Source organism: Dokdonella sp. (assembly GCF_051958935.1).
Classification (GTDB): Bacteria; Pseudomonadota; Gammaproteobacteria; order Xanthomonadales; family Rhodanobacteraceae; genus Dokdonella_A.
This window is the reverse complement of record NZ_JBQCFP010000165.1, coordinates 1-12,829: the sequence shown is the minus strand read 5'-3', so window position 1 is coordinate 12,829 and position 12,829 is coordinate 1. Positions and strand designations below refer to the sequence as shown.

The 12,829-nt window shown below is 68.9% G+C and carries 8 protein-coding genes; 2 read left to right on the top strand and 6 right to left on the bottom strand.

From position 1 onward, the window contains the following. A partial coding sequence (locus ACTHK2_RS15705) for a penicillin acylase family protein (RefSeq protein WP_440246661.1) occupies nucleotides 1-1,476 on the top strand: 1,476 nt, incomplete at its 5' end. Between the two features lie 270 nt (nucleotides 1,477-1,746). Here the strand turns inward: ACTHK2_RS15705 and ACTHK2_RS15700 are convergent. From ACTHK2_RS15700 to ACTHK2_RS15675, 6 genes are all read right to left on the bottom strand, one after another. After that, nucleotides 1,747-3,288 carry a COG1470 family protein gene (locus ACTHK2_RS15700; protein ID WP_440246660.1) on the bottom strand — a complete coding sequence of 514 codons (1,542 nt, stop codon included), beginning with the start codon at nucleotides 3,286-3,288 and terminating at the stop codon, nucleotides 1,747-1,749. 1 nt (nucleotide 3,289) lies between these two features. Beyond that, nucleotides 3,290-3,898 carry a hypothetical protein gene (locus tag ACTHK2_RS15695; protein WP_440246659.1) on the bottom strand — a complete coding sequence of 203 codons (609 nt, stop codon included), beginning with the start codon at nucleotides 3,896-3,898 and terminating at the stop codon, nucleotides 3,290-3,292. A 38-nt stretch (nucleotides 3,899-3,936) separates the two neighbouring features. Then, nucleotides 3,937-5,838: a hypothetical protein gene (locus ACTHK2_RS15690; protein WP_440246658.1), complete on the bottom strand. Its 1,902-nt coding sequence runs from the start codon at nucleotides 5,836-5,838 to the stop codon at nucleotides 3,937-3,939. A gap of 250 nt (nucleotides 5,839-6,088) precedes the next feature. Further along, entirely contained in the window at nucleotides 6,089-8,071 is a 1,983-nt protein-coding gene (locus tag ACTHK2_RS15685) for a hypothetical protein (protein ID WP_440246657.1), read from the bottom strand. A 204-nt stretch (nucleotides 8,072-8,275) separates the two neighbouring features. Next, nucleotides 8,276-10,234, bottom strand: a complete 1,959-nt coding sequence (locus ACTHK2_RS15680; protein ID WP_440246656.1) for a hypothetical protein — start codon at nucleotides 10,232-10,234, stop codon at nucleotides 8,276-8,278. A 206-nt stretch (nucleotides 10,235-10,440) separates the two neighbouring features. Continuing rightward, the gene (locus ACTHK2_RS15675) at nucleotides 10,441-12,354 is read right to left on the bottom strand and encodes a hypothetical protein (RefSeq protein ID WP_440246655.1); all 1,914 of its coding nucleotides are present in this window, start codon (nucleotides 12,352-12,354) and stop codon (nucleotides 10,441-10,443) included. A gap of 133 nt (nucleotides 12,355-12,487) precedes the next feature. Here ACTHK2_RS15675 and ACTHK2_RS15670 point away from each other — a divergent pair. Beyond that, on the top strand, nucleotides 12,488-12,829 hold a 342-nt coding region (locus ACTHK2_RS15670; RefSeq protein WP_440246654.1), incomplete at its 3' end, for a tetratricopeptide repeat protein.

The window sequence follows — 12,829 nt, the reverse complement described above, 5'->3', positions numbered from 1 at the left end:
GTGAAGGTCGACGTCACCGGCGCTGGATTGCCGGGCACGCCCGCGGTGGTAGCGGGCAGCAACGGCAGCGTCGCCTGGGGCTTCACCAACAGCTACGTCGACACGACCGACTGGGTGCGCGTGCTGCGCGATCCGCACGATCCCACGCGCTACCGCGTACCGGACGGCTGGGCGACCACCGAGAAGCATGCCGAACGCATCCGCGTGCACGGCGGCGACGACGAGACGATCGAGATCGAAGACACGCGCTGGGGGCCGATCCTCGCCAAGGACGCCGATGGCACGTCACTCGCGCTCGCCTGGGTCGCGCAGCAGCCTCGTGGCATCGACGTCGAGCTCGTTCGGCTCGAGAACGCGCACTCGGTCGACGAGGCGGTGGCCATTGCGCACGCGAGCGGTATTCCTCCGCAGAATCTCCTCGTCGGCGACAAGGCGGGCAGCATTGCCTGGACGATCGCGGGCCGCGTCCCCAAGCGCATCGGCGGTTACGACCCGAACCTGCCGTCCGACTGGTCGAACGCAGGCACGGGCTGGGACGGCTGGGTCGCCGACGACCTGCATCCGCTCATCTCCAACCCGCCCTGGCAGCGCCTGTGGAGCGCGAACCAGCGCATGGTCGAAGGCCCATCACTCGCGCTCGTCGGCGACGGCGGCTACGACCTCGGCGCACGCGCGGCGCAGATCCGCGACGCGCTGCGCGCGAAGGACCATTTCGCGCCGGCGGACCTCCTCAAGATCCAGCTCGACGATCGCGCACTGTTCCTCGAACACTGGAAGGACCTGCTCGCCTTCGAACTCCATCGCGCGCCGAAGACGCCGCAGCACGAGGCGATCCAGGCGATCCTCGCCGACTGGCACGGGCGCGCGTCGACGGACTCGGTCGCCTACCGCCTCGTGCGCGCATGGCGCGGCGAGGTGATCGACACCGTGATGGACGGCTTCGCAGCCGCCGTGCGCCAACAGTTTCCCGACTTCGCACTGCCCAAGATGCCGCAGTCGGAACAGGCGGTGTGGAAGCTCCTTTCGCGTCGTCCGGCGCATCTGCTGCCGCCGGGCACGGCCGACTGGGACGCCCTGCTGATCGCGGCGATCGACCGGGCCGCCGCGAAGCTCGACGGGCAACGCGGCGGCCTCGCGGAACGCAGTTGGGGCGAACGCAACACCGCGCGCATCGCGCATCCGCTGTCGCGCGGCCTGCCCTCGTTCGTCGCACGCTGGCTCGACATGCCGTACGAGGCGCTGCCCCGTGACAGCCACATGCCGCGCGTGCAGGGCCCGGACTTCGGCGCCTCCGAACGCTTCGCGGTCGCGCCCGGCGACGAAGCCCACGGCTATTTCATGATGCCGGGCGGACAGAGCGGCCACCCGCTGTCGCCGTACTACGGCGCGGGGCATGCCGACTGGGCACACGGCGCAGCGACGCCGTTCCTGCCCGGGCCCGCCCAGCACGTCCTCGAATTCTCGCCGCCGCGTTGAAGCAGGCCGCGGGACGAACGCGACGCGCGTTCGCCCGCCCTGCGATCAAGGCGTTCGCATTTGCGCTCACCGCCCGCGAGGGGGGCGCCCTCCGTGATCGAGCCCGACGCGGGCGATGCGTCGGCCATGTGATGCTCGTTCCCTGCACGAGGCGAGCGATACGCGGTCGGCACGACCCGAGATCGAAACGCGCCGGGCTGATCACGGTTGCCGCGACGAGCCGCGCGCACGGATGCGGGCGCCGCGACGGCGGCGCCCGCCCCTCGGCGTTTACAGCGACTCGAAGCCGTTCGCGTAGATCACGGCGAGAGGATTCACGGTCGCGGTGACCGGCACCTCGATCAGCGCATGCGCGGGATCGTTGCTGTGCACGCAGATCATCGCGGTGTAGGCGCCCGGGTTCAGGCTGCCCGCGTCGACGCTTGCCGTGATCATCGCCGTCGCACCGGCCGCGACCGAACCCTGGTCGGGCGAGCGGCCGAGCCACGCCACCGGCGCCGGGTTCGCGCAGGTGATCGGTGCCGTGTCGATCGTGTACGTGAGCGTGCTGCCGGCGTCGCCGGAATTGGTCAGGCCGAACATGTCGGTCGCGCTGCTGCCCTGCTCGACCGTGACCTCGACATTGCCGGGCGCGACGGTCGCCGCGGGCTGGCCCGGGTTCGTCTCCGCCCACGGTCCGAACGGCACGAAGGTGGGGCCACGCTTCTTGCAGACCATCGAGTCCTGCGGTTGGCAGGCACCGCCCGAACAGCCCGGCGGCCATTCGTCGTGCGAGGTATCGCGCACCGATACGCGGTAGTAGAGGGCGACCGACGTGTTGGCGATGCTCTCGCCGTTGACGAGCGCCGACTGGTTCATCGCGCACGCGCCGTGCGGATTGTCGGAGCGGTCGCCGTACTCGCCGTCGTGCTGCTTCGTTCCCATCACGTCGACGGTGTGGAAGCCGCGGCCCGACTCGTTGGCCGGCACGAGGTAGTCGTCCGCACCCGGCACGAGGCGGTAGCCGTTGCCGGTCGTCGCATTGCGCACTTCCCAGGTGCGCGGCGTGCCGCCGGGCCCGCCGGTCGCATTGCGCAGGTCGCTGAACTCGGCGGTCTGGTCGACGTCGTTGATGCTGATCGTGTTGACCGCATTCGCCGGATCGTCGATCGCGAATTCCATGCGCCAATAGTTGTGGTGCCAGTGCGTGGTTTCGTTGCCGGTACCGTCGTTGTTGCCGAAGCCGAACTCGGGCTCCATGCGGCCATCGGACCAGAAGGTCCAGCGCGAGGTGTACTGGTACCACGCGGCCGAATGCTGTGTCGTCAGCGTCACGTGGTCGCCGCCGTCCTCGAGGGTGACGCCGGAGGCGCATCCCGCGGTCGAGTTCGGATAACCCGGCAGCTGGAACGGGCAATCGCCATAGGCGGTGACCGGCGCGGCGGAGCGGTCACACGATGTCGTCGCCTGCGGCGGATCGACCGAGACCCCGAGGTGGTTCTGCACGGCATGGTCGGCGAGGAAGCTTGCGTCGGCGTCCTTCCAGTCGCGGTAGCAGGTGGAACTGTTGTACTCGGCGAACAGCATGGGCACGTGCGCGCGGCGCATGACGAGGTGGCCCTTGAAGTGGACCTTGCGCACTTCGAGGCTCGAACCATCGGCGCCCACGCTCTGGCTCGGCGGCAGCCAGCACATCTCCCAGATCGGGTTCGCGCTCGGCCAGCTCAGCAGGTGCTCGCTGCCCGAACAGGTCGGCGAGTCGGCCAATGCAGGAGCGGCCCAGCCGCCCAGCAGCAACAACGTCAACAACGACAGAGATCGACGCATACGCATTCTAGTGGCTCCCCAAGGAAGGACTTTCTTTCGCTCGACGCGACTCCGCGTCGAAATCCGGATACACCACGCGATCGCGCTGTAGGTCGACGATCGCGCGCTGGAGCGGCGTGAACCCGCCATCTTCGGCGAGGATGGCATAGATGCAGCGGGTGCCACGGTCGCAGTAACGATCACCGGGCTTGCGCATCACGAAACCGCCGGCCCAGATCACCACGCCCGCACGCTCGGCGAGCTTGCCGAGACCGCCCGGATAGCCGCGCACGAGCGCCTTGACGCGCTCGTCCTCGTCGGGCGTGAGGCGCATTTCGGCGCCGGCGACGTCTTCATTCGCGAGCAGCTTGCCATCGAGGTCGTAGGTCCGACGGATCGCGGTGCCGCGATCGTAGTCCCAGGCGAGCTCGATGCGGCGGCGCGTCTCGACGCCTTCGTGCACGAAGAAGTCCTCGTAGCTGCGATTGATGACGATGCCCTTCATGCGCCCGTCGGCCGGCGCGTCGCTCGCGACGAGTTCGGGCGCGGGGGCCGCGGGGCGCGGACCCGGCGTAGCGGCGCAGCCGGCCAATGCGAATACGAGCAGGACGATGGCGTGGCGAAGTGTCGATTTCACGTGTTCTTACCGGTCTCGCAGATCATGTCGCGGCGCGGTCAGCGTCGGCGCGACGATTTTTTGGCCAGTGCGACGGAAGTCGCGACGGGTTCGGGTGGCGATTTGCCGTGCAGCGGATTGGTCCACAACTCGTACATGTATTCACCGCGCGACAGCGCCTGCGGACCGACCGTGAACGGTCGCCCGGGGCCACCGGCGCACAGGTCGTTTTCCGCCGGGAAGGCGTTGGCGACGGCCTCGTCACGCAGGAACGCGATGTAGTCATTGCTCGCGACCTGGTGGTAGAGGGTCGCCGTCGCACTGAGCGGACCGGTCGTGCCCGCCGGGATGGGGAAGCTGTACGCCACGCGGTCGGCATTGACGAGCACGCCCGAACCCGGCGAGGTCTCCGGGTAGTTCGCTCCGACCGGCCCCACTTCGAGGCCTTCCGGGTCGTCGGCGGCCTTCACGCGGAACCCGAGCGGCGGAATGCGATTGTCCTTAACGATGCAGTTGTTGAGCACGAAATGGAACTGCTTCGCGCCGGCGGACTCGACCGCGCAGGTCTGCGCCTGCGCATCCCAGATGCCCTGCAGCGATTCGTACACGCGCGCCTGCGCGTCCTCGGTCAACGTGGCCGTCGCGGCGTCGTAGGCACCGCTCTCGGCGACGAGGACGTCGGTCGCGCTGCGCACCTGCAGGTTGAGCCACATGCGCCGGCCTTCGGGATATCCCGTCGGCAACTTGTGCCCGCTGAGATTGGTCACGACGACCTCGAGCGAAAGCGAACCTGCGGTCGTGGGCGTCGCCGGCGTGTACCCGGTGACGGTCGTCGCCACGGTCGCGCTCGCCGCGAGCATGTCGCGCGCAGCGGCGATCGTGCGGTCGTAATCCTCTGGCTGCTGCAGCAGGTTGCTGCCGTACTCGGCCTTGATGATGCCGGGCACCCAGGCGTTGGCGCCGGCGAACTCGTGCATGGGCAGGTTGCCGGTGCGCGATCCGGCGGGATTCACTTCGCACGCCTTCGCCAGCGGGTCCTGCGAAGAACGCATGTGACACGCCTGGCAAGGCTGCGCAGTCGCTACCACGGGAATGCCCGACGGCGCGTCGCCGAAGCCGTCGCGCAGGATCGCGTCGGCGAACAGGCTGCGGCTCCACTCGGTGGCGGTGCGCTCGATCGGGAACGGTCGGCCACTGTCGGTGCCGTCGGCACGAATGAGCGTCTTGAGCGGACCCTCGTCGGTGTCGGGCGTCGTCACGTCGTGGCACGTCGCGCAGATCGCCGAACCGGTGTGATGCGAGGAATAAGCCCAGCCGTGCGGCGCCTCGAGCATGCTGCCCGCAGGGTACTGGTAGGGACCGCGCCGGCAGGGCCCGAAGAACCCAGGCGTGTTGTCGCAGGTGAGCGCGTCGTCGACCCAGGCGTTCGCGTTGCCGGTGATGAATGCCTGTCCCTGCGCGCCCGTCGGCATGAGGCGATGACAGTAGTGGCAGTCGACGCCCGAATAGTCGCTGTTCTCGCGGTCTTTCGCGGCGTAGTTTCCGACCAGCTTGCAGCCGCTCTCGCCGCCCGCTCCGGTCGTGCCGCCCGCACCGTCCTTCACGACCCGGCCGCCGAGCCAGCCACGCGGCGTGTGGCAACGCAGGCAGTAGTCGCCGACGCCGGCATGGCCTTCCGACGCGGCGTCATGGTTGGCCACGTCGAGCGCGGCCCAGAACAATGGATCGCGCATCGCATTCGCCTTCATCGATCCGCCCCAGGTCGAGTGAGGCATGAAGGCCGCATTCGCCGGATCGAGGCTGCGATGACAGTCGATGCATACGCTCACGGCGCCGAGCGTGACGGCCAGCCCCGGCTGCGTCCCGTGCGGCGTGTAGTCGAGTGCGAACGCCGCGGTGGCCGCGAACAGCGCCGCGATGCCCGCGAGTGCGCGACGGAGGCGGCGCGCGTCAGGATGCATCGAAGGTATCCGCGCAGACGTCGCCTTCGCCGCATGGAGTGCGGGCGGCAAACGGCGCGACACGGTCCAGGTGCTTCATGGATCATCCCCAGGATGACGGCGGCGCGCGGGTGCCCGCCGATGGATGCGGCGCGAGAGAGCTAGAGAGCGAATGTACACGCGCCGCACCGGCAAGGGCGAGACGATCATCCCACCCCGCCGGCTCGGCATGGTCCCGCCGCGATGCTTCACGGCGGGAGCCCGGCTTCGTTCAGCGTTGGCTTGCCCCGCCGGGCACGAGCGTCGCGAGCTCGTACGAGGCCGGCGTGCCGGCCTGCGCGACGTGCAGCGTCGCGGAGCCTTCCACCGGGGCGGAGGTCGTGATGAACGAGAACGAGTACAGCGTGCCCCAGTCCAGCGTGGGCAACGTTGCCGGCGTCGTCGAAGGACCGCCGAACACCGGAGCACTCGCGCTGGCGCTCCAGGTCAGCTGGCCGTTCGCGACGGTTTGGCTCCAGCGAAGCGACGGGTCGCTTTCGCCGAGATCCGACGTCGTGCCCTGCAGACGCACGTTCGCCGGCACGGGCACGCTGAACGCGTCGAAGCCCTTGTTGCTGAGCACGCGCAGGTTCGGCTCGGCGCCCTGGGTCTCCGCCCGCGCGAAGTCGAAGTTCATCACCGCGTAGTTGTAACGCCAGCGGCCGCCGCCGAGATCGGTGACCTTCACCGCGAGCTTCGCGTGTCCCTCCGGAACCTTGAGTTCGGAGGTGCGCGCATTCGGCCCCGGGTTGGACGGATCGACCCAGCGATCGATCGCACCGCCGAGGCGGTAGTTGGAAGCGCCCGTGAGGGCCCATTGCGAACCGGAGAACTGCGGATTCACCGATTCGGTCGCCATCGAGTTGTAGATGTTGATGTCGTCGCGAACGATGTACCACGACTCGAACAGGAAGCTGACGCCGTCGCCGCTCGAGTGCGCGAGGCGCTTCTCGGGTACCTTCATGCGCTGCGTCCAGCTCGTGTTGCCGCTGTTGTTCTGCGAACCGTCGCAGTTGGTGTCGAAGATCGAGCCGCAACGGCCCCATTGGCCGGTCGCCGGGATGATCTCGCTGCGCGGGCCCATGTCGCTCGGGCTGTCGTTGTTGCCGCTCGAATAGGTGTCGCTGCAGCCGAGGCCGAGCGCATGCCCGCCGAACGTGCCGCAAGTGCTCGTGCAACCGGTGTTGGTGGAGACGAACGCATGTTTCACGCCGGAACGACCGACCTGGGTGATCCCTCCGTTCGCATCCACGCGGTACAGGTTCCAGATCAGGAACGGGTGCTGGTCGTTGTTGTAAGGCGGATTGTTGCCGCTGAACTTGGTGAACCAGGCGACGTCGGCGGTGTAGAGCGCGGCGCTCGTGCCGAGCGGATCGGAGATCGTCTGCTGCGCGGTGCCATCGTTGACGTTGTTGCGCAGGGTCGAGGACGGTGCGAAACCGGCGATGCCGTTGCCGGTTGCGCCGCTGCAGCTCTGGCATCCGACCGACTGGATCGAGATGTTCTGCATGAACAGGTCGGCCTGGTAGGTCGCACCGGGTACGCCCGGCACGGCCGCGCCCGGCCACGGGTAGGTCGAGCAGACGCGATTGGGTTCGGCACCGCTGCCTTCGATCGTCACGTCGGTATTCATCGCGAAATCGCCCAGGCCCCAGCCTTCGGCTTCGGGCGCGTGCAGCCGCTGGGCCAGTTCGCGCGTGATGCGCAAGTCCGCCGTGTGCACGCTCAGCGTGCGATTGCCGTTGGTCAGCTCGAACATGAGGCGGTCGGTGAAGAACCACACCTTGCCGTCGGTGGAGACGAGGTCGAGCACGAGCGGATTGTTCGCATTCACGCGCAGCGTCGCATTGCGCAGGTCGATGCGGCTGCCGTCGGCGAGTGCGAGCACGTAGCCGCCGTTGACCGTCAGCGAGCCGCCATTGAACTTCTGCAGCGACGCATCGTGCACGCTGAAGACGAGGCCACCCGCTTCGCGCAGGCCGAACCATTCATGGCCGCGGAAATCGGTTTCGCGGGTCTGTCCCGAGCGCGACTCGACACGCACGCCGAGGTTCGCCATCAAGTCGTAGTTCCAGCGTACGCCCATCGAACCGCCCCACGCCGACCATGACTGGGCGGCCGGAACGTTGGTATTGGCGACGCGGTCGGCGATGCCCGCGTTGGCCGCGGAGATGCACGCCATGGTGATGCAGACAGAGAGGAAAAGACGCTTCATCGAGCCCCCAAAGCAACGATCGGCCGTCCGCTCGTGCGGACGGGCCAAGCCCAATGCCGTGTCGGCAGCGTCCTGCCGCCGCGCTGCTCCGGCCGGATCACCGGTCGCAACTTCCGCGGCACAAACCTCGAATCTAGCACTGTCGCCGCGGCTTGCGTGCCGCAGCGCAGCATTTATTGGCCTGCCGTTGTCGGCGTACCCCGTTCAGGGCGTGGTCGCGCTCGCCGACTGCATGAGTTCGGGCGGCGATTTGCCATAGAACGAGGGCAGCACGCCGTCGAATCCGTCGGCGAACAGGCGGTCGCCCGCCTCCGCACCGCTCCAGAGGTCGTACATGTACTGGCCACGGGTCCGGTCCTGCGGTCCGACCTCGAACGGCCGTCCGGGCCCGCTCGCGCACATCGTGTTTTCGGCGGCGGTGCCGTTCGCGGCAGCCTGATCTCGCAGGAATTCGATGTAGTCGCGGCTCGACGTCTGGAAGTACAGGCGCGCCGTGACGGTCAGCGGGCCGGCGGTCCCGGCCGGAACGGTGATCGCGTACGGCACGGTGTCGTAGTTGACGAGCACGCCCGAACCCGGTGACGTCTCCGGATAGTTCGCGCCGACCGGACGCAGGGTGTAGCCGTTCGGGTCCCCGCTCGTCGCCGGCCGGAAGCCCAGCGGCGGGATGCGGTTGTCCTTGGCGATGCAGTCGTTCAGCACGAAGTGGAACATCGCCTTGCCGGCGCCATCCGCGACATCGCAGGCATTGGTGCCGTTGTGGTTGTAGATGCCCTGGAGCACTTCGTAGATGCGCGCCTGCGGATCGCGGGTCAGCGTCGCGTGCGTGCCGTCGTAGGCGGCGCTTTCGAACACGAGGGCGTTGGCGGCGTCGCGCACCTGCAGATTGAGCCACATGCGGCGCCCTTCGGAGTAGCCGCTCGGCAGCTTGTGGCCACTCAGATTGGTCACCTTGACCTGCACGGTCATCGCGCCGGGCGTCGAACCGCTCGGCGGCGTGTAGTCCTGGATCGTCGTCGCCAACGTCGCGGCGCCGGCGAGCATCTGCTTCGCCCATGCCGTGGTCTGGTCAAACGACCCCGCGCGGTCGATGCCGCCGTTGGCGACGATGCCGTCGCCGTACTGGCCCTTGATGATGCCGGGCACCCACGTGTTGCCGCCGGCGAACGCATGCACGGGCAGGTTCCCGGTGCGATCGGGGAACCCGGTGAAGATGCAGGCGCTCGCATCCGGATCTTCGCTCATCGGCATGTGGCAGGCCTGGCAGGTCTGTTGCGGGGCCTGCGCGTACTGGCTCTGCTGCCATTCGGAGAACGTGCGTTCGATCGGGAACGGCAGGCCGGTGTCGGTGCCATTGGCGAGCTTGAGCGTCTTCAGCGGACCGTTCGACGTATCGGGCGTGCTCACGTCATGGCAGAGTCCGCAGATCTCGCTCTGTGCATGGTAGGACGATTGCGCCCACGCATGCGGCGGCTGCGATCCGCTGTAGGTGTAGGGCCCGCGCCGGCAGGGTTCGAAGTCGCCGGTGGTCTCGCACTGGTCGTCGTCGACCCACGCGTTCGCATTGCCGATGTAGCCGGGTTCGCCGAGCGGGCCCTGCGGCATGAGGCGATGGCAGAAATGACAGGTCGTACCGCCGAAGTCGGAGTCGAGGTCGTCGGCGGAATCGTACTTGCCCGCGAGCAGGCAGCCCGCGCTGCCGAGCGTCGGGTCGTTGGCCGCACCGAACGCGCCCTTCACCACGCGCCCGCCGTACCAGCCACGCGAGGTGTGGCAACGCAGGCAGAAATCGCCCGCACCGGGGACGTCGTGGTTGGCGACGTCGAGCGCGGCCCAGAACAGCGGGTCGCGCGTGGCATTGGCCATCATCGAACCGGCCCAGGTCGAATAAGGCCGGTACGTCGTCTGAGTCGGCTCCTGCACCGTGTTGTTGCCGCGATGGCAGCTCGCGCAGTTGTCGGCGTAGATGAGGTCGTTGAACAGGCCGGGCTGGGTGCCGTGCGGCGTGAAATCGACGCCGCCGCCGAGATGGGCGAGCCTCTTGGAAACGTCGAGCCAGTCGTGACCATCCGCGGCCAAGGCGGGACGCGCCACGCTGCAGGCAAGGACGAGCGAGAACACGAGGAATGCCCGTCGTGCGAGCAGTGAGGCGGTTGCAGTCATGTCATGCACACCAATCCGGAGCGATTGCGGAAGTTCCCAGCGGCAGCGCGACGGGGCAGTCCACTCCTGTGCCTGGGCGGCGGTCGGGTCGACCGCGATGATGCGGAGCCAACCCTCGTGCGCGCAGCGTCCATGCCATCCCCATGGCATCGCCAGCCCCGAAGGCTAGCACAGCAGGTGCGGATCGCTGCGCGGTCGCCGAGCGCTCAGCGACCGGGGACGATCGCATCGACCGTGTAGCGCGCGGCTTCGCCGGCCCCGATCGCCACCTTGCCCACGCGCGGGGCGGCGCGCGCGACGAACTCGAACCGGTACAGCGTTCCCCAGGCCAGCGCGTCGCGCGTCGATGCGGCCGTCCATGCGAGGTGGCCTTCGCCCGCGCGCACGGTCCAGTCATTGGCGCTCGCCGAATCGGTGTCGTCGAAGCGCGCCGACTCGATCGCCGCGCCGTTCGCCAGCGGCACGCCGAATGACGAGAAGCCATGGCTGTCGAGCAGTGCGAGTTTCGGCTCCTGCGGGTGGCGCGGATCGATCCGCACGAGCGCGAAGTCGAGGTTCATGACGCCGTACTGGTAGCGCCAGCGCCCGCCTCCGAGGTCCGTTGCCATCGCGGCCACGCGCGCGCGTCCGTGTGGCGTGCGCAGCTCGCGATTCGTGCGCGTCGCGTCCTCGTGCGCGGGATCGACCCAGCGGTTCAGCACGGGCCCGAGGAAGAAACCAGGAGCGTCGGCGCCGGCGCCGACGAGCTCGACCTGCCATGCCGCACCGTTCTTGCGCGGGCGGATCTCGCGGTAACCCATCGTGTCGTAGACGTCGGCGTCGTCGCGCACGACGTACCAGTACTCGAAGAAATAGCGCGCGCCAGTCGCGAGCGGCGGCAGCAGGTCGCTCTCGTCGACGAGCATGCGATAGCGGTAGAGGTCCTGCGCGCCGCTGCCCGGATCCATGCGCCCGTCGCAGTCGCGGTCCCACACCGAGCCGCAGCGCGCCCACTGACCGGTGAACGGGACGATCTCCGAGCGCGGCGCGAGATTCTGCTCGCCGTTGCCGCTGCCGTTGTCGTTGCTGCTCGCCGAATAAATGTCCTCGCAGCCGGGCCAGAACACGCTGCCGCCCGCGCAGCGACAGCGCTCGTTGATCGAGAAGAACGCGTGCTTGGCGGCGGACACGCCGACCTGCCGGATGCGTCCGTCGCCGTTGATGCGATAAAGATTCCACACGAGGAACGGGTGCTGGTCGTTGCCGTACGGCGGATGTTCGCCGCTGAAGTGCGCATACCACGCCACCGCCGTCTCGCCGACGTTGCGCAGGCTCGCGTCGGCGCTGATCACGACCTTGCCGCGGGTGCTGTCGGCCGTGCACGCGCCGCCGTCCGGCAGCGGCGGCAGGCCGCAGCGCGGCACGTAGATCGAATCCCAGAAGCCGCTGAGATTGGAATAGCTGAGCCGGATGTTGGTGAGCCGGCCCGGCGCCGGCCACGGGGCGTCGCAGTGGCCGCCGGCGATCGCCTTGGCATCGGCGGCGTCCAGCACGGCGCGGAACGCGAGCGTGCCGATCACGCGGCCCGCGAGCGGCGATCGCCCGAGCGCGGCGGCGAATGCCGGTGCGATGCGCAGGTCCATCTGTCGCACCGAAAGTTCTGCCGGCACGTGTGTCGTCACGTCGTAGTGCGCGTGGTCGGCCACGAGCCACACGATGCCGCCGGCGTCTGCGATCGCGACGTCCATGGCGCCGCTGCCGGCGGCGCGGATCGCGAAACCGCGAAGGTCCGCCTTCACCTCGCCGGCCTCGAACACGATGCCGCCGGCATAGCGCAGCGCGCCCTCGCCGAGTCCCGCGACGAGGCCGTCCCGCACGCGCAGTTCGAGGCGCCCATCCGGCGCGGCATCGAAACTCGCCGTCTCGTGCGCGCTGCCGGCCTTGCCGGCCTGGTGCGTGCGTGCGCGTTCGATCGCCGCGATGCGCACGCCGATCGCGGCGAGCGCATCGGGGTTCAACGACACATCGGCGCTGCCCGCCGATACGTGCACACGCACCGGGTCCGCCGCACGCACCACGTCGATCGACATCGCGCAGCACGCGCAAGCGAAGGCGAAGACGAGCCACCATCCGGGTCTCATGCAGGTCGACATCCGTGCGCCCGCCACGAGCGCGGGACCATTCGTGCATGGTGCCACGACGCGTCGCCAGCGGCAGCTCGCGCACGATGCGATCATGGCCGACGGTTGCGCCGGCATGCGAGGATGTCGGGCCATGCCCGCCGACGTCACCGCCGAACTCGACCGCATCGCCGAACTCGTCGCGAGCGGTCGTCCCGACCTCGCCGCCGGCGAAGCGCAACGCCTGCGCGCGCGCGTGCCGGACGACGCCGAAGCCGCGCGCCTGCACGGCATCGCATTGTTCCAGCTCGGTCGCGGCGCGGACGCGCTCATCGCGCTGGAAGCCGCGCGCGCGCGCGCGCCGCGCTCGGTCGACGTGCTGTGCAACCTCGTGAGCGTGCGCCTCGCCGGCGGCGACGCCGGCAAGGCGCTCGAAGCGCTGGAGGCGGCGCTGCTGCTCGCCCCGACGCATCCCGCCGTGCTCAATGGCCTCGGC

Excerpts from the sequence above, each read along its gene's own strand:
- ACTHK2_RS15700 (WP_440246660.1), bottom strand. The coding sequence starts at position 3,288 with ATGCGTATGCGTCGATCTCTGTCGTTGTTGACGTTGTTGCTGCTGGGC.
- ACTHK2_RS15690 (WP_440246658.1), bottom strand. The coding sequence starts at position 5,838 with ATGCATCCTGACGCGCGCCGCCTCCGTCGCGCACTCGCGGGCATCGCG.
- ACTHK2_RS15685 (WP_440246657.1), bottom strand. The coding sequence starts at position 8,071 with ATGAAGCGTCTTTTCCTCTCTGTCTGCATCACCATGGCGTGCATCTCC.
- ACTHK2_RS15680 (WP_440246656.1), bottom strand. The coding sequence starts at position 10,234 with ATGACTGCAACCGCCTCACTGCTCGCACGACGGGCATTCCTCGTGTTC.
- ACTHK2_RS15675 (WP_440246655.1), bottom strand. The coding sequence starts at position 12,354 with ATGAGACCCGGATGGTGGCTCGTCTTCGCCTTCGCTTGCGCGTGCTGC.